The organism is Bacillus sp. AFS055030 (assembly GCF_002574545.1).
Taxonomy (GTDB): Bacteria; Bacillota; Bacilli; order Bacillales; family Bacillaceae_G; genus Gottfriedia.
Genome location: NZ_NUGT01000077.1, coordinates 89,339 through 115,264, shown reverse-complemented (window position 1 = coordinate 115,264; position 25,926 = coordinate 89,339). Strand labels below are relative to the sequence as shown.

24 protein-coding genes are annotated in these 25,926 nt (G+C 33.7%); 5 read left to right on the top strand and 19 right to left on the bottom strand.

The features are described from left to right. Positions 1–9: 9 nt before the first annotated feature. Entirely contained in the window at positions 10–1,728 is a 1,719-nt protein-coding gene (gene acsA / locus CN925_RS16580; protein ID WP_098847624.1) for an acetate--CoA ligase, read from the bottom strand. A gap of 181 nt (positions 1,729–1,909) precedes the next feature. On the opposite strand from acsA, the gene CN925_RS16575 reads away from it, so the two are divergent. The 3 genes from CN925_RS16575 to CN925_RS16565 are packed head-to-tail and all read left to right on the top strand — an operon-like array spanning position 1,910 to position 4,391. After that, entirely contained in the window at positions 1,910–2,542 is a 633-nt protein-coding gene (locus CN925_RS16575; RefSeq protein WP_098847622.1) for a GNAT family N-acetyltransferase, read from the top strand. A 35-nt stretch (positions 2,543–2,577) separates the two neighbouring features. Beyond that, complete coding sequence (locus CN925_RS16570; RefSeq protein ID WP_098847619.1) at positions 2,578–3,219, top strand: acetoin utilization AcuB family protein; 642 nt, start codon at positions 2,578–2,580, stop codon at positions 3,217–3,219. Beyond that, positions 3,219–4,391 carry an acetoin utilization protein AcuC gene (locus CN925_RS16565; RefSeq protein WP_098847616.1) on the top strand — a complete coding sequence of 391 codons (1,173 nt, stop codon included), beginning with the start codon at positions 3,219–3,221 and terminating at the stop codon, positions 4,389–4,391. The genes CN925_RS16570 and CN925_RS16565 overlap by 1 nt, the downstream gene beginning before the upstream one ends. Positions 4,392–4,523: 132 nt before the next feature. Here the strand turns inward: CN925_RS16565 and ccpA are convergent, their stop codons facing one another. The 4 genes from ccpA to CN925_RS16545 all read right to left on the bottom strand — a co-directional run bounded on the left by ccpA (position 4,524) and on the right by CN925_RS16545 (position 8,844). Continuing rightward, on the bottom strand, positions 4,524–5,522 hold the full coding sequence (gene ccpA, locus CN925_RS16560) for a catabolite control protein A (protein ID WP_098847613.1): 999 nt from the start codon (positions 5,520–5,522) through the stop codon (positions 4,524–4,526). Positions 5,523–5,781: 259 nt separating this feature from the next. Further along, positions 5,782–6,852 carry a bifunctional 3-deoxy-7-phosphoheptulonate synthase/chorismate mutase gene (locus CN925_RS16555; RefSeq protein ID WP_098847610.1) on the bottom strand — a complete coding sequence of 357 codons (1,071 nt, stop codon included), beginning with the start codon at positions 6,850–6,852 and terminating at the stop codon, positions 5,782–5,784. 186 nt (positions 6,853–7,038) lie between these two features. After that, positions 7,039–7,863, bottom strand: coding sequence for an alpha/beta fold hydrolase (locus tag CN925_RS16550; protein WP_098847608.1), 825 nt, complete (start codon positions 7,861–7,863; stop codon positions 7,039–7,041). Positions 7,864–7,887: 24 nt separating this feature from the next. Continuing rightward, positions 7,888–8,844 carry an acetamidase/formamidase family protein gene (locus CN925_RS16545; protein ID WP_098847605.1) on the bottom strand — a complete coding sequence of 319 codons (957 nt, stop codon included), beginning with the start codon at positions 8,842–8,844 and terminating at the stop codon, positions 7,888–7,890. Between the two features lie 231 nt (positions 8,845–9,075). Between CN925_RS16545 and CN925_RS16540 the strand changes: the two genes are divergently transcribed. Next, positions 9,076–9,465, top strand: a complete 390-nt coding sequence (locus CN925_RS16540) for a rhodanese-like domain-containing protein (RefSeq protein WP_098847602.1) — start codon at positions 9,076–9,078, stop codon at positions 9,463–9,465. Between the two features lie 43 nt (positions 9,466–9,508). On the opposite strand, the gene CN925_RS16535 is transcribed toward CN925_RS16540, so the two are convergent. The 12 genes from CN925_RS16535 to CN925_RS16480 all read right to left on the bottom strand — a co-directional run bounded on the left by CN925_RS16535 (position 9,509) and on the right by CN925_RS16480 (position 22,730). Further along, complete coding sequence (locus tag CN925_RS16535) at positions 9,509–10,579, bottom strand: aldose epimerase family protein (RefSeq protein ID WP_098847599.1); 1,071 nt, start codon at positions 10,577–10,579, stop codon at positions 9,509–9,511. A gap of 13 nt (positions 10,580–10,592) precedes the next feature. Next, positions 10,593–12,086, bottom strand: a complete 1,494-nt coding sequence (locus CN925_RS16530) for a UDP-glucose--hexose-1-phosphate uridylyltransferase (RefSeq protein ID WP_098847596.1) — start codon at positions 12,084–12,086, stop codon at positions 10,593–10,595. A 12-nt stretch (positions 12,087–12,098) separates the two neighbouring features. Further along, complete coding sequence (gene galE / locus CN925_RS16525) at positions 12,099–13,088, bottom strand: UDP-glucose 4-epimerase GalE (RefSeq protein WP_098847593.1); 990 nt, start codon at positions 13,086–13,088, stop codon at positions 12,099–12,101. Continuing rightward, positions 13,085–14,266, bottom strand: a complete 1,182-nt coding sequence (locus tag CN925_RS16520; RefSeq protein WP_098847590.1) for a galactokinase — start codon at positions 14,264–14,266, stop codon at positions 13,085–13,087. The genes galE and CN925_RS16520 overlap by 4 nt, the downstream gene beginning before the upstream one ends. Positions 14,267–14,411: 145 nt before the next feature. Further along, positions 14,412–16,208, bottom strand: coding sequence for a glycoside hydrolase family 2 protein (locus CN925_RS16515; RefSeq protein ID WP_098847587.1), 1,797 nt, complete (start codon positions 16,206–16,208; stop codon positions 14,412–14,414). Between the two features lie 205 nt (positions 16,209–16,413). Next, on the bottom strand, positions 16,414–17,397 hold the full coding sequence (locus CN925_RS16510) for a LacI family DNA-binding transcriptional regulator (protein ID WP_098847584.1): 984 nt from the start codon (positions 17,395–17,397) through the stop codon (positions 16,414–16,416). A 56-nt stretch (positions 17,398–17,453) separates the two neighbouring features. Further along, positions 17,454–18,398, bottom strand: a complete 945-nt coding sequence (locus CN925_RS16505; protein WP_098847581.1) for a glycoside hydrolase family 43 protein — start codon at positions 18,396–18,398, stop codon at positions 17,454–17,456. Positions 18,399–18,446: 48 nt separating this feature from the next. Further along, the gene (locus tag CN925_RS16500) at positions 18,447–19,277 is read right to left on the bottom strand and encodes a carbohydrate ABC transporter permease (protein WP_098847578.1); all 831 of its coding nucleotides are present in this window, start codon (positions 19,275–19,277) and stop codon (positions 18,447–18,449) included. Between the two features lie 16 nt (positions 19,278–19,293). Next, positions 19,294–20,190 carry a carbohydrate ABC transporter permease gene (locus CN925_RS16495; RefSeq protein ID WP_098847575.1) on the bottom strand — a complete coding sequence of 299 codons (897 nt, stop codon included), beginning with the start codon at positions 20,188–20,190 and terminating at the stop codon, positions 19,294–19,296. Positions 20,191–20,327: 137 nt separating this feature from the next. Continuing rightward, entirely contained in the window at positions 20,328–21,608 is a 1,281-nt protein-coding gene (locus tag CN925_RS16490) for a type 2 periplasmic-binding domain-containing protein (protein ID WP_098847572.1), read from the bottom strand. A gap of 329 nt (positions 21,609–21,937) precedes the next feature. Next, on the bottom strand, positions 21,938–22,267 hold the full coding sequence (gene ytxJ / locus CN925_RS16485) for a bacillithiol system redox-active protein YtxJ (protein WP_098847570.1): 330 nt from the start codon (positions 22,265–22,267) through the stop codon (positions 21,938–21,940). Next, complete coding sequence (locus tag CN925_RS16480) at positions 22,233–22,730, bottom strand: DUF948 domain-containing protein (protein WP_098847567.1); 498 nt, start codon at positions 22,728–22,730, stop codon at positions 22,233–22,235. Before CN925_RS16480 ends, ytxJ begins: the two co-directional genes overlap by 35 nt. 199 nt (positions 22,731–22,929) lie before the next feature. Here CN925_RS16480 and CN925_RS16475 point away from each other — a divergent pair, with 199 nt between their 5' ends. Next, entirely contained in the window at positions 22,930–24,045 is a 1,116-nt protein-coding gene (locus CN925_RS16475; protein WP_098847564.1) for an aminopeptidase, read from the top strand. Positions 24,046–24,177: 132 nt separating this feature from the next. Here CN925_RS16475 and CN925_RS16470 read toward each other — a convergent pair whose 3' ends face one another. Further along, entirely contained in the window at positions 24,178–25,386 is a 1,209-nt protein-coding gene (locus tag CN925_RS16470) for a dicarboxylate/amino acid:cation symporter (RefSeq protein WP_098847562.1), read from the bottom strand. 214 nt (positions 25,387–25,600) lie between these two features. Then, positions 25,601–25,861: a DUF1292 domain-containing protein gene (locus CN925_RS16465; protein ID WP_098847560.1), complete on the bottom strand. Its 261-nt coding sequence runs from the start codon at positions 25,859–25,861 to the stop codon at positions 25,601–25,603. Positions 25,862–25,926: the final 65 nt, after the last annotated feature.

Here is a 25,926-nt window from a genome sequence, read left to right as displayed (position 1 = left end):
TTGTTAATATTAATCTTCCATCGTTGATAAATCACCTGTTGGAAGGTCTAACTCCCATGCTTTTAATACTCTTCGCATAATTTTTCCGCTTCGAGTTTTTGGTAATTTATCACGGAATTCGATTTGTCTAGGTGCTGCATGAGCTGCTAGTCCTAGTTTTACAAAGTTACGGATTTCTTCCTTCAATTCATCTGAAGCAACATAACCGTCTCTTAATGCAACAAATGCTTTAATAATTTCACCTCTTACAGGATCTGGTATACCGATTACACCAGCTTCTGCAATCGCAGGATGCTCGACAAGCTTACTTTCTACTTCAAATGGACCTACTCTCTCACCTGACGTCATAATGACATCGTCTACTCGACCTTGGAACCAGAAATATCCATCCTCATCCATATAAGCTGAATCACCTGAAACATACCATTCATCATTTAAGAAATATGATTGGAATTTTGCTTCATTATTCCAAATCGTATGCATCATCGATGGCCAACCCTTTTTAATCGCTAAATTTCCCATCGTATATGGAGCAACTTCATTTCCGTTATTATCAACAATAGCTGCCTGGATTCCAGGGAATGGTTTGCCCATTGAACCTGGGCGAATTGGCATACATGGATAGTTACAAATTAATGAAGCTCCTGTTTCAGTCATCCACCAATTATCATGGATTCTTAAATTAAATACTTTTGCTCCCCAACGAACTACCTCTGGATTTAAAGGCTCACCAACACTTAAAATATGTCGAAGTGAACTTAAATCATACTTCTTAATGATCTCTTCTCCTGAACCCATAAGCATACGGAATGCAGTCGGAGCACTGTACCAAACCGTTACACCAAATTCTTGAATTGTTTCATACCAAGCATCAGGACTGAAACGACCTCCTAATATCACATTAGAAGCACCATTTAACCAAGGTCCAAAAATACCATAAGAAGTACCAGTTACCCAACCTGGATCCGCTGTACACCAATATACATCATCTTTTTGAAGATCTGTCACCCATTTACCAGTTTGATAGTGTTGGATCATCGCCTGTTGAACATGAAGAACTCCTTTTGGTTTTCCAGTAGACCCTGAAGTATAATGTAAAATTAAACCATCATGACGATTTAACCATGTAATCTCAAAATCTGTTTTCGCTTCTTTATAATGAGCTTTAAAATCTACAAACTTACCGCCTTCCTCAACGTCATCACCTATTAGGAAGATTGTTTTTAATGCAGGTAAATCATTAACCGGAACACGTGATAATAATGCTGGCGTAGTGACTAATACTTTTGCCTCACTATCCTCTAAACGATCCTTCACAGCACCTTCCATAAATGCCTCGAATAAAGGTCCAACAATAGCTCCTAATTTTAAAGCTCCTAAAAGCGCAAAATACAATTCTGGTTGACGAGGCATGAAAATAAATACTCGATCACCTTTTTCAACGTCACCAAATTGTTTTAGAACATTTGCAGCCTTATTTGAATTAATTTTCATTTCTTCAAACGTATATTTTTCATTTCTCTTATCATCTTTGTAGTACAACGCAACTTTATCTTTTCGATCAGAATTTGCATGACGATCTATAGCTTCAAAAGCCACATTATACTTTTGTGTTGTATACCAAGAAAACTCTTTTTCTACATCTTCCCACTTAAAATTTTTATAAGTTTCCTCATAGTTTTTTAAATTAAATTGTCCATTTTTTACAGGAAGCGCTTCCACCTTCATATAAATCCCTCCTTGATCTTCTCTACTATCATTATACAATGATAAGATTCAATTTTCAGTATTTTTAATAAATTGACCATTTATATGTATTAGACACATACTGTTTTTTTTCCTGTATGTCTTTTTTGCATTTTTTAGTATGATTAATAAAAAAGGTGTTTTCTAAAGGGAGTGAGCAATATTGGATCACCCAAAAAAATATTTTTCAAAAACAATCCAAACTGTGCATGGTGAATTAATTATAGAGGGACCAGTTGAATCTGCCTTACTTGAAACATATCAATTTCATGAAAACTTAACATCTTTTAGACCACCAGCACAACAACATAAAGCAATTGTTGAAATTGCTAGTCTACCTGAAGCTAGAATTATTATTGCTAGACTTGATCGAACAATAGTAGGTTACGTAACTTATTTATATCCAGACCCACTTGAAAGATGGTCAAAAACAACGCTAGAAAATTTAATCGAGCTTGGCGCAATTGAAGTGATACCTGAGTTCAGAGGATTTTCAGTTGCTAAAAACATGCTAATCCTCTCCATGCTTGATGATGCAATGGAAGACTATATCATTATCACAACTGAGTATTATTGGCATTGGGATTTGAAAGGTACTGGTTTAAATGTATGGGAATATCGAAAGATGATGGAAAAGATGATGAATGCCGGTGGACTCATCCAATTTGCAACGGATGATCCGGAAATCTGTTCTCACCCAGCAAACTGTTTAATGGTAAGAATGGGAAAACGAGTTACAAATGAGCAAATTCAAGCATTTGACGCACTACGCTTTTTACAAAGATATATGTACTAATTGAACTTTAATCTCGAAAGGTAGGATTCAAAATTATGCTTATTCAAGATATTATGCGCAGTTCAAACATTACTTTTAAAAAAGAAAATACAATTGGTGAAGCAGTAACCATTTTTCGAGCGGGTGATGTTCGACATATTCCAATCATTAATGAAAATGATCAAGTAGTTGGAATCATTTCTGATCGAGATGTACGCGACGCTTTACCTTCAACATTATTTCCACAAGCATTTTCATCTGTACTTGAAGTTCCTGTTGAAAAAATTATGACGACGAATGTCATAACTTGCAGTCCACTTGACTTTGTTGAAGAAGTTGCAACTTATTTCTATCAATATAAAATAGGCTGTTTACCTGTCGTATCTAGCGGAAAATTAATAGGACTTGTGACTGAAATTGATGTATTGCACACTCTAGTAACTTTAACAGGAGCTTATCAACCTAGCTCCCAAATTGAAATCTTAGTCCATGATCATCCAGGCATTTTAAGTGACGTTGTTAGTGTATTTTCAAAAGAAAACATTAATATTGTAAGTGTCCTTGTATACCCTGCAAAAGAAGTAGATCAAAAAGTTCTTGTATTTAGAATTCAAACGATGAATCCACTGACGATCATTCAAACTTTAAAAACTGAAGGATATAAGATTCTTTGGCCAAATGAAACGAGTGAATCATGATGAAAAAGGATGCATACTTAGTATATAGCGAAGAATACCATGCCTATCAATTCAACGAAAAGCATCCATTTAATCCGATTCGCTCTCAATTAGTTTATGAACTATTAAAAGCTAGTAATCTATTAAATGTTACTGATATTATTCCACCAAGATTAGCAACTGATGAGGAACTACTCCTTTTTCATGATTTACAATTTATCGAACAAGTTAAAAAAGCAAGTCGTGAACCAGTTAGTGCAAATATCGCTGAACAATTTGGACTTGGAACGGAAGATACACCTATTTTTAAAAATATGCACGAGGCCAGTTCTTTAATTGTCGGTGGCACCTTAACAGCAGTAGATGCCGTTTTAGAAGGAAAATCAAATCATGCTTTTAATTTAGGTGGTGGGCTACATCACGGTTTTAAACGAAAAGCCTCTGGTTTTTGTGTTTATAATGACTGTGCAATCGCCATAAAATATATTCAACAGAAGTATGGTTTAAAGGTGTTATATGTAGATACGGACGCACACCATGGAGATGGAGTACAGTGGGCATTTTATGATGATCCGACTGTTTGTACACTCTCAATCCATGAAACTGGTAGATATCTATTTCCAGGGACAGGTGCTGTAACCGAAAGAGGACAAGGTAAAGGTTTTGGCTACTCATTTAATATTCCAATTGATGCGTTCACCGAGGATGAATCATTTCTATTAAGCTATAAAAAAGCAATAAACGATATAGCTCAATATTTCAAACCAGATGTCATCCTCACCCAAAATGGCTCTGATTCGCATTGTTATGATCCTTTAACACATCTTTGTACGACAATGAAAACATTTGAGGAAATCCCAAAAATTGCACACGAAATCGCTCATAAATATTGCGATGGCAAATGGATTGCTGTAGCTGGAGGAGGATACGATTACTGGAGAGTAGTACCAAGAGCTTGGTCACAAGTATGGCTAGCTATGACAAATCAACAACCAAATTCAAACCTAATACCGGATAGCTGGCTAGAGAAATGGCAGAAAATTGCTAATGTTAAGTTACCTACAACTTGGACAGACAACCCGTCAATCGTAAAGCCAATCCCAAGAAAAAGAGAAATAGAAGAATACAATGAACAAGTCTTATACCGCGCACTTGAGCCACTACATATTCAACAAAAGAAGCCTTTTATTTAATACTACACGCCGTCTTTAGAGGTTATCTGGACGGCTATTTTTTTGTGTAGATATTTGATGATTAATTAGTAAAATTCCCGCATAAAAACAAAAAAGCCTAGAATTACTAAAATTCTAAGCTACTTTGATCATTTACTTTGTTGATTGTCTAATTTGAAGATGATGCGGAAGAATGACTGTATTGTCTTCCACTGTCTCTTTATTCATATACTTCGTTAATAATCGCATTGCTACTGCACCAATATCATACATTGGTTGAGCAACAGATGTTAATTTTGGACGCACCATTAATGCCAATCTTGTATTATCAAATCCAAAAACCTCAAGATTATTCGGTACTAAGATTCCATGGTCTTGAGCACTGTGGATTACACCAATCGCCATTTCATCAGATGCTACAAAAATAGCGCTAGGAATAATATTACGTTCATGGAAAGCTTCAAAAGCTTCACTTCCAGATTCATATGTATTATCACCATAAGTTACTAACTCTTCATCGAACTCAATTCCATTTTCTTGTAAAGCTCGTTTATATCCTTCTAACTTACTTAATCCGATAATATTCGTTTCAGTAGGACCGTTTACGAATGCTACCTTTTGATGGCCTTTTTTAATTAAATAATCTACTGCATCAAATGCTGCCTGAGCATAATCGATATTTACGGAAGGGATTTTATTTTCTTCATCGTATGTAGTTGCTAATACGATTGGAACACCAGCCTTTTCGTACTCTTCTTTATGAATATCCGTAATTGTCCCACCAATAAATAAAATTCCGTCAACTTGTTTTGCTAACATATTATTTATTAAAGTAATTTCTTTCTCAACATTCTCATCCGAGTTACTTAAAATAATATTATATTTATACATTGTAGCAATATCTTCAATACCACGTGCTAATTCTGCATAAAAAGTATTTGAAATGTCTGGAATAATTACTCCAACTGTAGTTGTTTTTTTACTTGCTAGCCCTCTTGCTACTGCATTTGGTCTATATCCTAAACGGCTGATCGCTTCGTTTACTTTTTTTCGTGTAGTTGGCTTAACATTTGGATTACCATTAACTACTCGTGAAACTGTAGCCATGGAAACGTTTGCCTCACGTGCTACATCATAAATCGTAACCGTCATTATCATCACTCCTCTATTTTATTCTATCTATTATGTAGTTTGTTTTTTATTTAGTTAAAATAGTCATAAAACGTAATATTCCACAAAAATAGTGCTTCATTCTATCTTATAGTGAAACGAATCTTCGTTCAATACACCTATTTGAAAAAAATGTAAAAAATATGTAGTTTATTACTATCTATTGCTAATTTAAAACAAATGTTCACAAATTATTCAAAAAGCGCCGACTGATTTTGTTCAGCCAGCGCTTTTATGTTGATTATCGATTTATGAACGAATTAACTTCAGACATAAATTGGTCAAATTGATCAAAGTTCATTTGCTGAGATGAGTCACTTAAAGCAGTAGCTGGATCCGGATGAACCTCTGCCATAATTCCATCCGCTCCAATTGCTAACCCTGCTTTTGCTGCAGGTATTAGTAAGTCTCTTCTACCTGTTGAATGTGTAACATCCACTAATACTGGTAAATGTGTTTCTTGTTTTAAAATTGGAACAGCTGTTATATCTAATGTATTTCTCGTAGCTTTTTCATAAGTTCTTATGCCACGTTCACATAAAATGATTTCTTGATTGCCTTCTGACATAATGTATTCAGCTGCATAAATGAATTCTTCGATTGTCGCTGCTAAACCTCTTTTTAATAAAATTGGTTTATTAACAGAACCTGCTGCTTTTAGTAATTCAAAGTTCTGCATATTTCTTGCGCCGATTTGAATGATATCAACATAATCTAGTGCCATTTCAATATGTTCTGGACTTACTATTTCACTAATAATTGCCAAGCCATGGTTTTTGGCAACTTCTTTTAAAATCTTTAAGCCTTCTTCACCTAGTCCTTGGAAGTCATATGGAGAAGTACGTGGTTTAAATGCACCACCACGCATAATTTTTACTCCTTGCTCCTTTAACACTTTCGCTACAGAATCAACTTGTTCATAGCTTTCAACTGCACATGGACCTGCAATAATAATTGGGCTTCCATCACCAATATTAACACCATTTACATGTACGACTGTGTTTTCTGATTTTCTTTTTCTTGAAACAAGGAGAACTTTTTTATCGTCTTCTTCTTGAAGCTCTAAGCTACTTTTAAAAATTTCTTTAAAAATATGTTGAAGAGTAGCCGTACTAAAAGGACCTTCATTAATTTCAGCAATATGATCTAGCATCTTACGTTCCCTAACCGGATCATAACGTTTAACACCTTGATCAATTTTTGCTACCCCAATTTTCTTAGCGATTTCGCCTCTTTTATTTAATAACTCAAATATTTGATGATTTATCTCGTCTATTTCAATTCTAAGTTGTTCTAAATCATTTTTAGTCAATTAAAATCCTCCTTGCAAATACCAATATCTCATTTGTTATTATGACATTTTATTGAAAGCTAATCAAAACATGAGCATTATTTTATAAAAATGTTTTTTTAGTGAATATTTTGTATTCTTATTGGGAATTTTTGTTGTGAAACGAAATAAAAAGAAGAGTTAGCAAAGTAACCCTTCTTTTTAAGATCAATTAGAAGTACATCCTTCTTCTACTCTATCTAACCATTCATTAATCAGTGAGTTGAAAAGATTTTCTTGTTCTATTTGAAGATTATGGCCAGCTTTATCTAAAATTGCAAATGTTGATCTTGGAAAATTTTCAAGAATAGTAAATGCGTCTTTATATCCTACGACCGAATCTTGTAATCCCAATAAAAATAGACTAGGTTCGTTAAACTTAATTTTATCTATTTCAAATGAAAATCCGTAGTTATTTTTAATTTTAGATAAAAATTCTTGATCAGCGATTGAACATCCGCTTACAATTTCATCCTTATAACGAACCCAAGTTTTCTCATTTAAAATGACATGATTTGACCTAAAATCAGTTTCTTCAATCTCATTTAATTGATTTAAAAAAGTTTTATCTTCAACTATTACGTTATGACTTGGTAACGACCTTTTCTCAAATTGTGGAATAATCATCGGGCAAATAAATGCAGCACCTTTGACTTTTTCAGATCGTTTAGCAATAATTCCTCTTGCTAAATATCCCCCGTAAGATTCCCCAACTAATAAAAATGATTGATCCGGTATGATTGCATCAATAAATTTTAAGACGATATTAAGCATATCATCAGTCGTATTAATGCTCGTTCCGCCCTTTGTTTTACCCATACCTGGGAGGTCAAAGTAAATCCTTTTATAGGCGTCTTTCTTAGTAAAAATCGGTTCCATGCAACCTTTCATTAACCTAGAGTCTGGAGTAAACCCATGAATCATAACGATTGGTTTTCCTTCTCCAATTATTTCATATTTTATGTCAACATTATTTAAAGTACAAAAAGGCATTTAATTAACCTCCAATTTTCAAATCTAATCATTTTTATTTGAAGTGATATTTATATGATGAGGCAAAACAGCATGGACACCCTTAACATGGTTAACAATTTGAGTGATCCTCAAATCAACGCAAACACTAGCTAAAGCAACCGCCTCTGTTTTTTCAATATCATATAACTCTTGTATTAACTCGACCATGCCATTTAAAGCAATTTCAGTGGCTAGATTTAAATCTTCATCAAAACCAAAAGTTAGCCATCCTACTGGTGTATTAGCACGTGGCATATTAATCTGCATGTCCTCTCTTATTGTAAGTGCTAGATTCACTTTATCAAAAGGGGATTCAATCGCTTGACCGGATACTTCCCCATCTCCTTGAGCAGCGTGTCCATCACCAGCTGAAAAAAGCGCTCCTTCAACGGCTATAGGTAAATACAATGTACTACCTTCTACTAACTCCTTACAATCGATATTTCCCCCACAATATCTCGGTGGAATAGTCGAATGAACACCAGATTCAGAAGGCGCTGTACCTAGGACTCCTAAAAACGGTACTAAAGGTACGGAAACTTCCTTATCCCTGATTTTAGTCTTCGCTGTATTGTTTTTCTCATTGATTAGCCAATTTAATGTCACTTCTAGTTCTTCTGAAATGCCTAATGCGTTATTTTGCCAATTCTTTTGACCACCTGCACAATTCCAACCGTACCAACCAGCTTTTAATTCGTTAATTTTAACTTCAAGCGTCATCCCCGGTTTAGCGCCTTCTACAAAAATTGGACCAATCATAGGATGGCCCCATTCTTTTTCCTTTTCCCTTGACACAAACCTTACTCTTTCTCCATTTTTATGCGAATAACCCCATCCGATATCAATCGTATCAAATTCAATCGAATCACCAGAACGAATGATTTGAATAGGTTCATATTCGTTACTAAAAGATGCATGCAAATGCTGATCTGATGTTTTAAATTTATATGTTTCTGGCATATTTACTCCTTCTTTCAACGCTCAAATTCTGTATGTAAAATGATATAACCATAATTAATTTCTGCATATAAGTTCATATCCCTTGTTTTAATTTGATAATTTCATTACTTTTTTCCTATAAACTCTATAATTAACACCACCAATTTGAATTGCATATGACTTCTGGTGTATTGTATAGTTGAGATTTCCAAATTTAGGAATTTCCAATTTCATTATACTGGAGGAGTAATCATGGCAATTACTTTCAAACAAATGGTTGCAGAAGCACGTGAAAATGTAAAAGGAATCAGTTCAGCTGAAGCACGTGAAAAAATTAATTCAAACCCTGAAACATTAGTAATTGATGTACAAGACGCAGCTGATGCAGGTGCATGCGGATTAATACCAAGCAGTCTAAATATCTCACTTGGCATGCTACCAATCCGTGCTGATTTAGAATTACCTGAACATTTACGCGAGCCTAAATTAGCAGATCGAAATCGCCCAGTACTTGTGACATGTGGTGCAGGTGGCCAAGCATCATTAGGAGCATATTTACTTAAAAAAATGGGATTCACTGATGTTGCTTATATTGATGGCGGTACTGCTGCGTGGAAAGCTGCTGGTTTTGACGTAGAATAACGAACTACATAAGTAAACAATTTCAAAAAAACGTGTAGATAACCTACACGTTTTCATCATTTTTATTCTTACTAATTAAAAACTTTAACTTAGTAAAGGCTCGATAATCCTCATCCTTTTCAAGGATACAGCTTGGAAAATTATCATGATGAATAGAATCAGGAAGTCCTTGAGTCTCCAGACAAAGTCCTAGATACTTTCTAGATTGAATGCTTCTGATTGAAAAATTATTTAAAAGTTGTGTTCCAGTATAAAGGACCACCCCAGGTTGATTCGTTTCAATCGTTAGTACCCGACCATTCTCTTCATCACTAAGTGTAATCTGTTCAGTATCATTTTCCTCTAAAAGAAAGGGATGATCGTATCCATTTCCTGCTAAAATATTTTGAGGATGAGAAGATTCTACTCCATCAATTAATTTCCTACCTTCTGTAAAATCAAATGGTGTATTATCAACATCTATTAATCTTCCGGTTGGAATTAATTCCTGATCAAGTTCAACAAAGCGTTTACTTTTTAGTATTAAGTAATGATTTAGAACATCTCTTTTTAAATCTCCAGATAAATTAAAATAAGAATGATTTGTTACATTTAACAATGTTCTTTGATCGGATTTTCCTTCATACGTAATGATTAACTCATTTTTATTGTTTAGAGTATAGATAACCTTCATATCTATATTTCCTGGATAACCTTCTTCACCATCTAGACTTTGATAAGTAAAAACAAAACTAATCTTATCTTTATTTTCTATGATCTCTGTATCCCAAATAACCTTGTCAAATCCTTTGAGACCACCATGAAGATGATTACTCTTATTATTAATTGCAAGCTGATACACCTGATTATTCAATTCAAAATTAGCTTTATTAATCCTTCCTGCTACCCGCCCAATTACCGCTCCAAAATATGGAGAATGTTCAACATATTCATTAATTGAATCAAACCCAAGAACGACATTTTCAAACTTACCATTTTTATCAGGTACGATGATTTTGTTTATTATACATCCATAATCTAAACAGGTTACTTTCATTCCATGAGAATTTATCATTGTATTTGCAAAAATTGTATTCCCATTTAGCTCTCCAAACTTCTCCTTATATACTCTCATGATTTTAAACTCCTCATAATATATCAATAAATCGTATGAATGCTTCGAATCCTTTTTGATCCCACTTATATACTCCGGCATGTTCTAGTGCTCTTAGAAATTTTATACCTATTTCATTCCGAACTATATCAGACACAGTTTGAGTTGAAATGTTTCCTGCGTAACGATTTTTCATATCTTCGCCCCAAGTTAGGTGGTATGGCTCTATTTCATTTGCTTGTCCAAGTAAATATTTCTCGATTTCAGTAATTTCTCGATCGAGCCTAGCTGGTAGGACAGCTAACCCCATCACTTCTATTAAGCCAATATTTTCTTTTTTAATATGGTGAACATCCTCGTGCGGGTGAAAGATTCCTAATGGGTGTTCTTCACTTGTTCTGTTATTACGTAATACTAGGTCAATTTCAAATTCTTTATCACTGTTGATACGAGCAATGGGAGTAATTGTATTATGACGAACTTCACCTGTATACGCGACGAGATTAACATCAAGATCACTATAATTCTTCCATTTATCTAAAATATACTCTGATGCACTGATAAGATCGCTTTTATTTACTCCTCTAAGACGTATGACAGACACTGGCCATTTAAGAATTGAGGCAGATATTAACGGAAAACGTTTCATCTTAAATTCATATTTATTTACTGCTTTTGCCATTGCAAACTCATAATTCCCACCTTGATAATGATCGTGTGAGAGAATAGACCCTCCTACGATTGGTAAATCGGCATTTGACCCAATGAAATAATGAGGAAATTTTTCTATGAAGTCTAGTAATCTAGTAAAAGTTTCACGATCTATTTTCATATCACGGTGAGTATCCGCTAAAAGGATGCAATGTTCATTGTAATATACATAAGGTGAGTATTGTAGTAGCCATTTCTCGTCGTTAATATGTACGCGAACCATTCGATGGTTTGAACGAGCAGGATGCCCAATTCTTCCAACAAATCCTTCATTTTCGATACATAAAAGACATTTTGGATAGGTAGTTGTTGCAGGTTTCATTTTTCGCTCAAAAGCAATTTGCACTGGATCTTTCTCTGGCTTTGATAAGTTTATTGTGATATCTAATTCACCATAATTAGTATTGACTTTATAGCTAATATTTTTGGAGACATCTTTCGTTTTAATGTAATTACTATTTTGGCTAAGTTTATAAAAATAATTAGTAGCTGCTATTGGATCATTTGAATACTTTTTATAAAATCTATTATTCAAATCTGAGGGTCTCGGTAAAAATATATCCATCAACTTACTTAAAAAAATCTCTATTTCATCAGACTGATTCTTAATAAACCCCTCTTTTATAGCATAAGAAGCAATTTCTTCTAGATAAACCGGAATATCCTTATTCCGATCAAACGGTACTTGATTAGGAAATGAATCCAAAGCTAATAGACTCATAATTTTGTTTCTGGAGTATATCTCATCCTCTGAATGAATTAATTCTTCTGAAATAACACGATGCAGCAGTCCCTGGATCGAAGCATAGATATTCATAGTTAATCACCCCTAGTCATTGTATCCATCAATATTTGATCGATGCCAGTTCCAAGCATCTTGAATGATCTGTTTGATGGAGGTGTGTTTTGGTTGCCAACCTAATACTTCAATTGCTTTTGTAGAGGATGCAATTAACTTACTAGGATCTCCTTTTCTTCGTTCAACTATTTTAGTAGGAATTTCATGTCCGGTGACTTCTCTTGCAGACTCAATAATCTCTAATACTGAATAGCCTTGGCTACTTCCGAGGTTGAAAATATTGCTTGCCCCACCATTTTGCAAATATCGTAACGAAAGAATATGTGCATTAATTAAATCTTCAACGTGGATATAATCTCGAATACAAGTTCCATCGCTTGTATCATAATCATCGCCAAAAATTGAAATAAATTCACGCTGATTTAATGCCACTTGAAGTACTAAAGGAATTAGATGGGTCTCTGGTCTATGATCTTCACCAATCTCTCCAGTTAATCGAGCACCAGCAACATTAAAATATCTTAGAGAAACAAATTTAATACCATGGGCAATATCACACCATTTCATTAATTTCTCCATCATTAATTTTGTTTCTCCATATGCATTTGTAGGAACTGTTTCCATTTCCTCGGTAATTGGCATAATTTCTTGTTCACCATATGTAGCAGCTGTTGAAGAGAATACAATATTTTTCACACCGTACTCGACCATGACATCAAGCAATACTTGAGTTCCATAAACATTATTATCAAAATATTTTATAGGCAAAATCATAGATTCCCCCACTAACGAGTTAGCAGCGAAATGTAAAACGCCTTCTATTTTCTCATTTTCAAAAACCTTTTGTAAAAAACTTTTATCACGAATATCTCCAAAATAGAATTTAGCATTGGGATGGATTGCTTTACGGTGACCTGTTTGAAGATTATCAACGACTACAACATCATATTTTTGATCAATTAATTGATACACAGCGTGGGAGCCGATATAACCAGCACCTCCAAGAACTAGAATACTCATTGTAGAACCTCCATTGTAATTTCCTTCGCACCATCGCCAATACCAGCGATATAAAAACAAGCTTCATAGCCTATTTTTTCTGTGTAAGCCATACCAACTTTTTTAAGAAATGCTTCAGTATATTCTTTCTCTACAATCGCAATTGCACAACCGCCAAAACCTGCTCCCGTCATTCTAGCACCTATTACACCTGGTTGTTGCCAAGCAGCTTCTACTAAAGTATCAAGTTCTATGCCCGTAACTTCATAATCATCACGCAAAGAGATATGTGATTGGTTCATTAACTCTCCAAATACTTTTAAATTGTTATTCTTTAATTCTTTTAAAGCCTTTAATGTTCGGTGATTTTCATAAACAGCATGTTTTGCTCTTTTTCTAACCGTTTCATTTTTGATCGTATCTTTAACTAATTCAAACTCTTGTTCTGACAATTGTCCTAATGATTCGACCTTAATATGCTTTTGTATATCAGAGAGTGCCTGCTGACACTCTTCTCTACGCTCATTATACTTAGAGCTTACTAATTCTCGCCTTTTATTCGAATTCATAATAATAAGATGGTGATTTTCTAGAAGAACGGGTGCATACTCATATTTTAGTGTTTGGCAATCTAGTAATATTCCACAACCTTTTGAGCCCATTCCTATAGCAAATTGATCCATGATCCCGCTGTTTACACCTATGAATTCATTTTCAACCTTTTTACCTAGTTTCACCAAATCTAAGCGATTCATATTTAGCTCAAACAAAGAATCTATGATCACACCAGTTACTAGTTCAATTGATGCAGATGAAGACAATCCAGCTCCACTCGGTATATTACCGTAAAATAAAATGTCTACACCCGAATTAATCTCGGAGTTATCCTCCAAAAGAAACTTAATTATTCCTTTAGGATAGTTCGCCCAATTGTGCTCTTTATTGTAATTTAAATCTTGGAGGCTGAATTCAATAATTCCACTTTCTGGGAAGTTCATTGAATACAACCTTATCAAACGATCTTCTCTTTTTCTTGCCAGCCCATATGTCCCAAATGTAATTGCACATGGAAATACATTCCCACCGTTATAATCGGTATGTTCTCCAATTAAATTTATACGACCAGGGGCAAAGAAATATCGTGTATGACTAATAACAAAAATATCAGAGAATTTTTTACTTAAAGATGATAAATCCATACGAATTCCTCCAAAGTTTACTTCGAAATTTCTATTGATTCTCTTATCTTGTTTACTATTAAACTTATTTTTTATTAATTTCTTTACTTTTTAGCCCTGTAATATTAGGGTGATCTTTAGATAATTATTAATCTCAGAAAATCGATTACTTAACAATTTCTGAATGCCACATATCATTTATTTTTTTAATTTCTTTTAAATTGCATTTTGGTTCACGCGTATAAGTTAGTAATCCATTAATCTCTTGTTCAACATCGGTTAATTGTGTATAGCAATACCCATGCAAAATGTTAGAACTATAGACAGCTTTCATAACTCTTGAATAATCATTAATAAAATCCTCTTCATTTCCTACTGATGTGTATCCCCATCCCGCATCAGCACCAACTTTGTATCCGATTCCTCCAAACTCTGTTAATAATATCGGTTCACCTTCATAATTGAACCCGTTTGCAAATATGGATCTTTTGGCTGGCATTGAAGAAAGAATAGTTTCTTCCTTAGCTAGGTCCTCTACAAATCTTTCGTATTTGAAACCTTCGTCTTTATTTCCATGATTATAATTATGAACTGCTACTATATCTGATTTAGTTAGTTCCCAGCCATCATTTGAAATAACAAGTCTAGTTGGATCAATTGAATGAATTAAATGGTACATTGCCTGTGAATGATGTTGCTGCTGACGGTTATCTCTAACATTAGGTATGCCCCAGCTTTCATTTAGTGGTACCCAAGCAATTATTGATGGGTGATTAAAGTCTCTTTCAACTATTTCAACCCATTCCTTCATTAACCGTGCAGCTGCATCCTCGCTATAAGATGGGCTCGCAGCGCATTCTCCCCAAACTAGGAACCCTAGTTTATCTGCCCAGTATAAAAATCGCGGATCTTCTACCTTTTGATGCTTACGACAACCATTAAAGCCCATTTCTTTTGAAAGAATAATATCCTTTTTAAAATCTTCATCAGTTGGTGCAGTCAATAATCCATCTGGCCAGTAACCTTGGTCTAAAACTAATTTTTGGTAATATGGACGATTATTCAAATAGATCATTTTGTTTTCCGTATGAATTTTTCTCATTCCAAAATAAGTTTTGATTTCGTCTATTTCATTATTCCCTTCAAATAATGTAATTTTCACATCAAATAAGTTAGGGTTTTCAGGTGTCCAGTTCCACCCATCATGGTGAAAACTTGTACGAAAAATCTTTTGATTATATAAGCTAAATGATCTCCTATTATACTTTTCATGAATTAATATTTTATCTTTCAGTACTCTTTGACCTTTAAATTCAATCTCAAATTGAACTTCTTTATCTAAACTATTACCTTCAATCTCAAATTCAACACTAATTTCACCTTTATCTACATCTGGTGTAAAACGTAGCTTTGAAATATGGGTGGGATTTAGCGTTTCAAGCCAGACCGTTTGCCAAATCCCTGTTGTACGTGTGTACCAGATACTGTCAGATTGTTCTAACCAATATTGTTTTCCACGTGGAATCGTTTCATCTGTTGAAGGATCCTCTACTTTAACAACTACTGTTTGTTTACCAATCTTTAAAGAGTTTGTAATATCAAACTGGAATGCTTTATTCCCACCTTCGTGGAACCCAACGAATTGTTCATTTACGTAAACCCAAGCACGATAATCTACCGCACCAAAATGTAAAATGACATTTTTACCATTCCAGTTTTCGGGTACTTCAAATTCTCTCTTATACCAAACAACATCATGGAAAGCACTGTCATTTATTCCACTAAGTTTCGTTTGATAAGCAAATGGTACTTCAATCTCTTTATCGAAAACACAATTATTTTTGTACCATTTCTGTTTAGAACCTACATTATCATCATCAAATGCAAAGCCCCACGTTCCATTTAAGTTTAGCCATTCTTTACGAACTAACTGCGGTCTTGGATATTCACAGCGATAGGTCATAAACGATCTCTCCTTATCATCATTTAGTAAAAATATATTTTTCTATTTACAGATTATTGAAAGCGCTTTTAACTAATTTTATTAAAAAAGTAAAAACCAGTCAATGTTTTTACTAAAAATTTAACTAAAATTTTTAACTTCATTATGAAGCAAATAAAAAAACACATGATACTTGGCTAATAATGGCCTAATCATGTGCTTTTTACTAGTTACAACTTTCTCTGATCACTAATTTAGTAGAAATACAAACCTTTTTTGCGACTTGTCGATCTGCCAGTTTTTCTAATAATAAATCAACAGCAGTTGCCCCCATAATTTCAGTAAAAACTTTAACTGTACTTAATGGAGGATGTACATATTTGGAAACACTTATATCATTTACCCCAATAATACTTACCCTATCAGGTACTTTAATATTTTCCTCATGAAGAGCCTTTAATGCACCAATTGCAATTGGGTCATTACCAACAAAAAACGCAGTAGGTAAATTTTCTTTTTGTTGCTGTATTGCTTGCTTCATAAGTTTATATCCATCATTTACAGAGAATGTTCCAATATAGACTGAAGAATCGTTATACAGTCCTTTTTCTGATAGGAACTTCTCGAAAGTAACTCTTCTTGGATCATCGATATCAGAAGTCTGATCCTTGTATGTTTCTTTTCCCCCAATATACCCAATATTAGTATGACCATGATCAATAAAATATTGAAGTACATTTTCTGTAGCCTTAGTAAAATTACTTACTACTGAATCAAATCGATCTTCATCAGGTGAAGAATCTACAAATACAATGTTTTCAGTTCGTTTACTTAATTCTTCTGCTTGCTTCGTACTAAATTTTCCAATTGCTATAATCCCATGAAATTCTTCATTAGTATTTTGAACATCCATGTACATCTTTGTTGTTTGGATATTCTGTAAATCACACTGAGTTTCCACACCATGTCGAATTGACATATAATACATATCATCTAACTCTTCTTTTTCAGTATACCAGTGTACAATTGCAATTTTATAAGATGTAGGACGTCTTCCATTTTTCTTTCGATAGGAAAGCTCTTCAGCCACTTCAAATACTCTTTGTTTTGTTTCGTCACTTACTGATAATGTTGTATCATAATTAAGTACTCTTGAAACTGTAGCAATAGATACACCTATGCGTTCAGCAATATCTTTAATCGTTGCCATATTATACCCCTTATTAATTTTGTCTATTTAAAAGATCTCTCTTATTAAGAATCCTCTCATTTTTCAGCGATCATTATCCCGTCTTCTGTTTCAACCATTTTTATAAACAAAGGTCTTTCATCACCGTGAGGAGTATCAGGATAATGTGTGCAAATATATAATTGACCTTGTAAATCACGAAAAAGACTAGAATGTCCTGCATTTCGATCTAAAAGCAGTTTAGTGTCATGTTCCCATTCACCAATTATCTTACCATTCTTTGATCTTGCAATCGCTACTGTATATCCCCCCATCCCAACATCACCATAGTTAGGAATGGAATAACTAGACCACATCATTATTAGTTCTCCATTATTAGCTTTATACATAAAAGGTGCGTCGGTTAAATATCCCTCTTTTTCAATTCTTGGATCGCCAAAATGACGAATCCACGGCATATCTGCAGCATTTAATATTTCAATTGGCTCACCAACCGATTTTTTTAAATCCTCGGACAATCTTACCGCTTTTATTCTACCTTCATATAATTGGGTCCATTCGTGACAAAAAACCATCCAATGTTCACCATGATCATCTTCATAATACGTTCCATCTAAGCATTCCCAGTCTTTTGGAGTAATAGACCCTTCACTATGAGGAATATAAGGACCTGCTGGATGTTCTGCTACTAGAATACCAGTACCACGATGCTCACCAATGCCACCTTTAAACGATGCAAACATATAAAATAAACCATCTATTTCAAAAACTTCAGGAGCCCAGTAATGTCTAACTCCCCAAAAACCCTTTGGTGGATTAAATGCCACATATGGACCTTCCCATTCTTCTAGATCATCACTGACAAATACTTCAAAAACTGGATCTTTATCACCACAGCCATCTGCAAAGGTTGTTCCATATAGATAATACTTTTGCTCTTTAGGATATGTAAAGATAAAAGGATCTCTCATATGAATCATATCAGTTTTATATTTATTAATTGTTCGAAATCCTGTTTTCATATTCTTCTCCTTTTGATTTTAATAAACTACTACTATTATCTCATTCTTCTATTTAATACCGGTATTTGTAACGCTTTTTACAATGTATTTATTCGCAATTAAGAAAACAATTATCCCAGGGATTGTTGCGATTACGGTCGATGCCATCATTTTGGCAGGATTAACAAAATTCGATCCTTGAATTAGTGTTGCGACCCCTAGTGTAATAGTTTTCATTTCATTTGAGCTTGTTACTAAAGAAGGCCATAGGAAGTCATTATAAATTGCTAAGAACGTAATAACACCTAACGTCATCGCAACAGGTTTAATCGTAGGAAATATTACATGAAAAAGAATTTGCCACTGAGTTGCTCCATCAATATGAGCTGCTTCTTCTAAATCTTTTGGAAATGAAATTAGAAAATTATATATTAAAAATACTCCCATTGTGCTTGCGGAATATGGAAGAATTAAAGGGATAAACGAATCTAATAGATTGAAAGACTTAAACATATAAAATGCAGGAAAAAGAGTGACAATTCCAGGAACTGCTAGCGAAAAAAAGATCATTCCCATAATAAGCTTTTTACCAGGAACATTTAATCTTGCTAGTGCATAGGCCGCTAGAATATCCACGAATACTACTAAAATTGTGCCAATAATTGTAATAAAAGCTGTATTGAACAACCATTTTAAGATTGGCGTATCTGATACCGTACTAAAAATACTTGTATAATTTTCAATTGTCCAAGTCGTTGGTAAAATACTAGAACTTGACATTGACTCGCTTAACGTTTTAAAAGATGTAAAAATCATCCATACTAGTGGTAAAAGAAATAAAATAGCTATTATAGTCGCTATAATAAGAATTGGGAGTGCTTTCTTTGTAGTTTTACTCATTTTTATCACTTCCTTTTTAATCTTTCTTTCGATAAGAAACCCAATATTGAATTCCAGTAATAACCATCATAATTAATCCCATGAGAATTGCCATTGATGAACCGATACCAAGTTGATTCATACCAAATACCGATGTTTGAATATTCATGATCAGTGTATTCGTTGATTGTTCAGGACCACCGGCAGTAATTAACTTTGTTTGTCCATATAGATTAAAGGAAGCAATCACTGTCATTATTAGAATAAAGAAAGCAACATTTTTTATTTGTGGTAAAGTAATATAGATGAATTTCGCCCAATTACCCGCACCATCTAAATCTGCTGCCTCATATAATGAAGAATCAACTTCGTCTAATGCATTAATAAATAGCATCATATTAAATCCAATTGACCACCAAATGGTAGCGATTAATACTCCAATCCACGCAAATGGCTGGGCACCTAACCAATTGATTGGCTCCTTTATTACACCAATATTCAAAAGTACATTATTTACATAGCCTCCGTTATTATTGAGTAACCAAAGAAATATCGACGATACTGCTGTAACAGAAACTGAGTATGAAATAAAAAAGATTGTACGGTAAATCCCTTTAAATTTTTTTGGGAGTTTATCAATAATAAGCGCGAGCCCTAAACTAATGATAACTAGCGGCGGAACACTAAGTACTACAAAATAAAGAGTGTTCTTTAAACCTTTTATAAATAATTCATTATAAATTGTATCCGGTGTAAGAATAGCAATATAGTTTTCTAGGCCATTAAACCCCAAGTTCCCTGAAGATATATTCCAATTGTGTAAGCTTATCCAAACTCCAAAAACCAACGGAATCGCCCAAAATAGTAAAAATAAAATTACAAAAGGGGAAACCATTAGCAATGACCAAATCCTATAAGATGCTCCTTTATACATATTTGCCCTCCAATGTGAACCCTAATATTCACTCATTCTATTAAATGATCAATGTTAAATACCACCGTATAATGAATTTATCAGATTAGCAGAAAGAATGACCCCGTTTTTATACAAGAGTCATTCTTCGTACAGTTTTACTTTTTTGGTGCTGTATCTGCGATCTGTTTAGCCTTTTTTGTTGCTTTTTTTAATTCTTTCATTAAATCTTCCTTTGTAAGATCTTTAGTTTTTACTAGTTTACTAAATACTGTTTCATTCATATATCTCATTTGTTCACCAAATTGATATACTGCTGGTGGACTCACATAGTTATCAAATTGTTGAGAATTTTGATAAGCAATTTCATACTTATCTGGCTCAGCCTTAATTTTTTCTAGCGTAGCAAGATGTACTGGAGCTTGTCCACCTTCAGCCCAATGAATTAAGTTTTCAGGAGTAAACATAAATTTCAAGTATTCGGAAATACCAGCTAAAACCTTTTCGTCTTTTACTTTTGAAGATAAAGCAATTGTATGTGCATTTCCATAAGCAGCTAATTTTGTGCCAATCTGAGGAATTGGAGCCACTCCTAAGTTTTCTCCATACTTTTCTTTAGCTGCACCATAGAACCAAGGACCAGTAAGTGCTACAGCCGTTTGATAAGCTTTCCCACCCTTTGCTTCCTTCATGAAAGTTTGGAATTCACCGTCTGTTCCTAAACCAGATGGAGACACTTTATCTTGCCAAACCATATCATGAAACTTCATTAGTGCATCTGCATACTTAGACTGAGCAAAATTTAATTGATTCCCTTCTTTTAATTCAATACCATTTTGAACAGCAATCATATGCATGTAGAATTCAACTAATCCACTTGAAGGAACTCCAAGAGCATAAAGATCTTTATTCTCTGCTTGAAGTGTTGTATTTATTTTTAGTAAATCTTGATATGTTTTTGGAGCTTCTTTAACCAACTCTTTATTGTAGAACATTGTTAACGGATGAATATCCAGCGGTACTGCCATAATTTCACCATCTATTTTTACAATATCTATTCCGGCTTTATGGAAGTCTGTTTCTTTTATTCCAGCTTTATCCAGAACTGGCATAATATCTTGAATTAGTCCATCTTGTATATATGTTTTAAGGTTATTTCCGTGGATTACAACAAGGTCATAATCACCTGATTTAAACTTAGTATAATGATCTTTTTCTTGTAACTCTGTAACAACATACTTATCTTGAGAGGCGTTGAAGGCGTCAGTAATTTTTTTCATATAAATACCATCTCCACCAGTAAATCCATTAATAAAGGAAATCTTTACTTTACCATCACCATTTGTGTTTGCATCTGTACTTGTAGATTTACCGCCAGAGCAACCAGCAAGCACTAAAAATATTGAAACTACTAAAGCAAATATCTTTGAGATTTTCATTTTGTTTCTCCTTCCTTTTATTAGCACAATTCTGAAAGCGCCTTCAAGGTAAGGATAGTATATTCTCAATTTACAGTCAATATATTTTACTAAAATTTTAACTAAAATTTTTATCCCACTTTTAGTAAATAATTTATCTGTTTTTTGAATAATGAGTTCGGTTCTTAAAGGCAGTTTAGGACTTACAGCTATTAAATTGAAGAAGTTTATTAAAATTTCCTCATAAGAACATCTACTATTTCTATTTATCTTACTCGTCATAAAAAGAGCCAAACAAAAAGAACCCCAATTACCAATCGGAGTTCTTTTTGTAATAAAATGAATGAGAATTATTTTTTTGAAAATGCTTTTTCAATTTCATCTTTCTTAATTGAAAAATGAGAAATATTATAAACCGCTTCTCCATTTTCAAAAATAAATAATTGAGGAGATTCATGTTTAATGGCTGTTTTCTCAGCAATATAATTAGACAATTCTCGGTCATCTTGAACTTGTAAAAAATATAATGGTACATTCTCATATGCAGATGCAAATGCTAAAAATTCAGTATAAGCTGCATGACTAATTGGGCATGTTGTACTATGCTTTAAAAATACAAATTTCTCTTCGTTGTTAATTAGTTCATCAAACTGTTGAATCGTTGATATTCGATTTACCATTTCGCTTTTTTCCCTCACGTCTCGTTTTGTACTTTTCCCATAAATCCATTGCTGTATTTCCCCAATTAGCCCATTGGGACATTTTTTCAGTGCTAACTTTTACGGTATTCGATACATTATTAGCAGTATCTCTTACTATTTCATTCATTTCTGAGATTGTAACTCCGACTTCTTCGACTGATTTAGCTAATACATCAAGGGATTTTGCTCGTTCACGCATATCTTTCGTAAGTTCATTCGAATTATTCACAAAAATTTTAGCCTCGTTTGCTAAATGATTCGAAGTATGTACTAATTGAACGGCTTCAACACAAACATTATGTAAATCTTTTTGTGTTTCAGCAATAGTAGACTCTACACCTCTAAATACCCTTTCTAGTCGGAATAAAGTACGACTAATAAATACTACTAAGATCACAAATGCAACTGCTGCAATTAATGCACTAATAGAAATTAAATCCATTCGAAAAAACCCCTTTCATTAATAGCCTTCCACAAATTTAATCACTTATTTCGTATTATACTACAAATTTTACCAAACACTAAACTTGTCGTAAAACAAGTTTTCAAATTCTTTAGTAAAAAAAGAATACTTTAGTAAACAAAATAGACTAAATAGTTTACAATAGGTATATAGTTATAATTATTGGAGGGAATTTTCAATGAAAGATCCACGTATTTCAAAATTAGCTAAAAACTTAATCAATTACTCTGTAAAATTGCAACCAGGAGAAAAAATCTTAATTGAAAACTTTAAGCTAGAAACAGAATTAGTTACAGCTTTAGTTAAAGAAGCTTATGCTGCTGGTGGTTTTCCATTCGTATCAATCAAGGATCATAAAGTAGATCGTGCATTATTAATGGGTGCTACTGAAGAACACTTTAATAAAATAGCGGAATATGAAGCAAATGTAATGAAAGATATGGACGCTTATATCGGTTTACGTTCAGGTGTTAATATTAATGAACTTTCTGATGTACCAGATGAAAAAACTAAGATCCATGGTAAAACTGTAGGTCAAAAAGTACATAGAGCAATCCGTGTTCCAAAAACAAAGTGGGTTGTACTACGTTACCCAACTGATTCAATGGCTCAATCAGCAAAAATGAGCACTGAAGCATTTGAAGATTTCTATTTTGATGTATGTAATTTAGATTACGGTAAAATGGACAAAGCAATGGATGCTCTTGTTGAATTAATGAACCGTACAGATAAAGTTCAAATTAAAGGTCCAGGAACTGATCTTACATTCTCAATTAAAGATATCCCAGCTATTAAATGTGCTGGTGAAATGAATATTCCAGATGGTGAAGTATTCACAGCGCCTGTTCGTAATTCAGTAAATGGTACACTTTCTTATAATACGCCATCTCCTAACAATGGATTTACTTTTGAAAATGTTCAACTTAAATTCAAAGATGGTAAAATTGTTGAAGCAACTGCTAATGACACTGAGCGTATCAACAAAATCTTTGATACAGATGAAGGTGCACGTTATATCGGTGAATTCGCAATTGGTGTAAATCCTTACATCTTACACCCAATGGGAGACATCTTATTCGATGAAAAAATCGACGGAAGCTTCCACTTTACACCAGGTCAAGCTTATGATGAAGCATACAACGGCAACAACTCAAACATCCACTGGGATATGGTTTGTATCCAACGCCCTGAATACGGTGGAGGAGAAATCTATTTCGATGACGTTTTAATCCGTAAAGATGGTCTTTTCGTAATCGAAGAATTAAAAGGTTTAAACCCTGAAAATTTAAAATAATTTTTAGAAAAAAGAGAACACATATTTAGCTATGTGTTCTTTTTTAGAGTGTTGAAATATAAATTGGTCAAACGTATATGACTGAACCGTAAAAAATAAAAGACTGGGAGATTCCCAGTCTTCGTTTTGTTTTTATGCAGCCTTTTTCCCGTTAGTCAATCTCTCAACTAACATACTTACAGATAAATCACCTGTTGCATTTAACATTGTTGCAGGTGGGTCAATAATCGTACTAATTGCAGCAAGAATTGGTAAAGATTCTACTGGTAAACCAAACAGAGAAAGAATTAACATTTCCCCGATCATTCCACCATTCGGAATTGCTCCCATTACCATACCAACTAGTAATGCAATACCAATTGTAACAAGATAAATATTCAAACCAGAGAAATTCATTCCAAATACACCAAAAGCAAAAGCAATTTTTACAACTCCACCTAGAACAGAACCATCTTTGTGAAGTGCACTAGCTAAAGGAATAACAGTCTCTCTAATATTTTTAGATACGCCCATTTTTTCTGCTGATTCAAAATTTGTTGGAATCGTTGCTGCACTGCTACAAGTTCCTAAAGAAGTTAACGTTGAAGGCAATACATTTTTCCAATAAATTTTAAATCCATAACTACCACCGGCCATATAAGCAATAATACTATAAACTATAAAATAAAATAGAATAGCAGTTACATAATATAAAACAAAAACTCGTTCATATGAACCTATTAATTCCTTACCGTATGTTGGAACAAGATAAGCAAAGTAAGCTCCAAGACCAACTGGTGCAAGATACATAATATAGTTAACCATATTCATGATGACTACATTAGCACTTGATAATAATTTTTTGACGATGTCTGCTTTATCGCCAGCTTTATTAGTAGCTAAACCAACTAACACGGCAAAAACGATGATTGCTAACATATTGCTTCTAGTAAATAAACCAGAGAAGTCATTAACCGTAAACGTATTTACAATTTGCTCTGCCACTGAAACTTTTTCAGCTGCATCCGGTTTAACAATTGGGATGTGAACCCCTAGTGCAGGTGGATACATTTTCATAACAACAAGCATGATGATCGCTGCAATAATACCTGTGAATAAAAATACCCCTGACATATTTCGCATAATCTTACCGAATTTTTCTCCCCCACCATTTGCAAAGCTTGAGGCTACAGAGAAAAACACAAGCGGTACAACTACTACGAATAATAAATTTAAAAATAAATCCCCTATTGGTTTAAGGGCCAATCCTACGCCTTCATTATTATAACCGATGACTGAACCTATGATGATACTACTTAGTAAAATCAAAGGGAAAGCGTAATTTCTAAATGAAAATTTCATAAGCTTCCTCCTAAAATAATTGCTATTTGTAGTATACCGAAAATTTTATAGTTTGTACTCCAATTTTTTTATAAAACCTACATATTACTACATAAACATACAAAAAGAACACTTTGTAGTATCTACAAGTGTTCTTTTTGTATTAAAATTACGAAATACTTCCTATACCTTTTGTCCTTATACCAATCCTTTAATCCTACTTTTTCTAATCTTATTATCGTAAGACTTCATCAAAAGCAGCTGAAACTTTTTCAAACTCTTCTTCTGTTTCTATATCATAAAACTCGCCATCTTCTTCGACTTTTAGGAAGAAAACGTCAATATCCTCTTCACTCTCTTTTTCAACTTCTTCTAGTAAACCTACTGCTATGTATTCATGACCTTCAATCGTAATTGAGCCTAGTACTTCGTAATCTTGCTCGTCCCCTTCATCATAGCTAAGTGTAAGAATTTCGCCTACTTCAATCTTTTCCATAACTCTTTACCTCACTTATTTCAAATTCATTTTGCATAAAGACAAACCCTTATGTTCCCTTAGTG

Excerpts from the sequence above, each read along its gene's own strand:
- acsA (WP_098847624.1), bottom strand. The coding sequence starts at position 1,728 with ATGAAGGTGGAAGCGCTTCCTGTAAAAAATGGACAATTTAATTTAAAA.
- CN925_RS16570 (WP_098847619.1), top strand. The coding sequence starts at position 2,578 with ATGCTTATTCAAGATATTATGCGCAGTTCAAACATTACTTTTAAAAAA.
- CN925_RS16565 (WP_098847616.1), top strand. The coding sequence starts at position 3,219 with ATGAAAAAGGATGCATACTTAGTATATAGCGAAGAATACCATGCCTAT.
- ccpA (WP_098847613.1), bottom strand. The coding sequence starts at position 5,522 with ATGACGGTTACGATTTATGATGTAGCACGTGAGGCAAACGTTTCCATG.
- CN925_RS16550 (WP_098847608.1), bottom strand. The coding sequence starts at position 7,863 with ATGCCTTTTTGTACTTTAAATAATGTTGACATAAAATATGAAATAATT.
- CN925_RS16545 (WP_098847605.1), bottom strand. The coding sequence starts at position 8,844 with ATGCCAGAAACATATAAATTTAAAACATCAGATCAGCATTTGCATGCA.
- CN925_RS16540 (WP_098847602.1), top strand. The coding sequence starts at position 9,076 with ATGGCAATTACTTTCAAACAAATGGTTGCAGAAGCACGTGAAAATGTA.
- CN925_RS16535 (WP_098847599.1), bottom strand. The coding sequence starts at position 10,579 with ATGAGAGTATATAAGGAGAAGTTTGGAGAGCTAAATGGGAATACAATT.
- CN925_RS16530 (WP_098847596.1), bottom strand. The coding sequence starts at position 12,086 with ATGAATATCTATGCTTCGATCCAGGGACTGCTGCATCGTGTTATTTCA.
- galE (WP_098847593.1), bottom strand. The coding sequence starts at position 13,088 with ATGAGTATTCTAGTTCTTGGAGGTGCTGGTTATATCGGCTCCCACGCT.
- CN925_RS16520 (WP_098847590.1), bottom strand. The coding sequence starts at position 14,266 with ATGGATTTATCATCTTTAAGTAAAAAATTCTCTGATATTTTTGTTATT.
- CN925_RS16515 (WP_098847587.1), bottom strand. The coding sequence starts at position 16,208 with ATGACCTATCGCTGTGAATATCCAAGACCGCAGTTAGTTCGTAAAGAA.
- CN925_RS16510 (WP_098847584.1), bottom strand. The coding sequence starts at position 17,397 with ATGGCAACGATTAAAGATATTGCTGAACGCATAGGTGTATCTATTGCT.
- CN925_RS16505 (WP_098847581.1), bottom strand. The coding sequence starts at position 18,398 with ATGAAAACAGGATTTCGAACAATTAATAAATATAAAACTGATATGATT.
- CN925_RS16500 (WP_098847578.1), bottom strand. The coding sequence starts at position 19,277 with ATGAGTAAAACTACAAAGAAAGCACTCCCAATTCTTATTATAGCGACT.
- CN925_RS16495 (WP_098847575.1), bottom strand. The coding sequence starts at position 20,190 with ATGTATAAAGGAGCATCTTATAGGATTTGGTCATTGCTAATGGTTTCC.
- CN925_RS16490 (WP_098847572.1), bottom strand. The coding sequence starts at position 21,608 with ATGAAAATCTCAAAGATATTTGCTTTAGTAGTTTCAATATTTTTAGTG.
- ytxJ (WP_098847570.1), bottom strand. The coding sequence starts at position 22,267 with ATGGTAAATCGAATATCAACGATTCAACAGTTTGATGAACTAATTAAC.
- CN925_RS16480 (WP_098847567.1), bottom strand. The coding sequence starts at position 22,730 with ATGGATTTAATTTCTATTAGTGCATTAATTGCAGCAGTTGCATTTGTG.
- CN925_RS16475 (WP_098847564.1), top strand. The coding sequence starts at position 22,930 with ATGAAAGATCCACGTATTTCAAAATTAGCTAAAAACTTAATCAATTAC.
- CN925_RS16470 (WP_098847562.1), bottom strand. The coding sequence starts at position 25,386 with ATGAAATTTTCATTTAGAAATTACGCTTTCCCTTTGATTTTACTAAGT.
- CN925_RS16465 (WP_098847560.1), bottom strand. The coding sequence starts at position 25,861 with ATGGAAAAGATTGAAGTAGGCGAAATTCTTACACTTAGCTATGATGAA.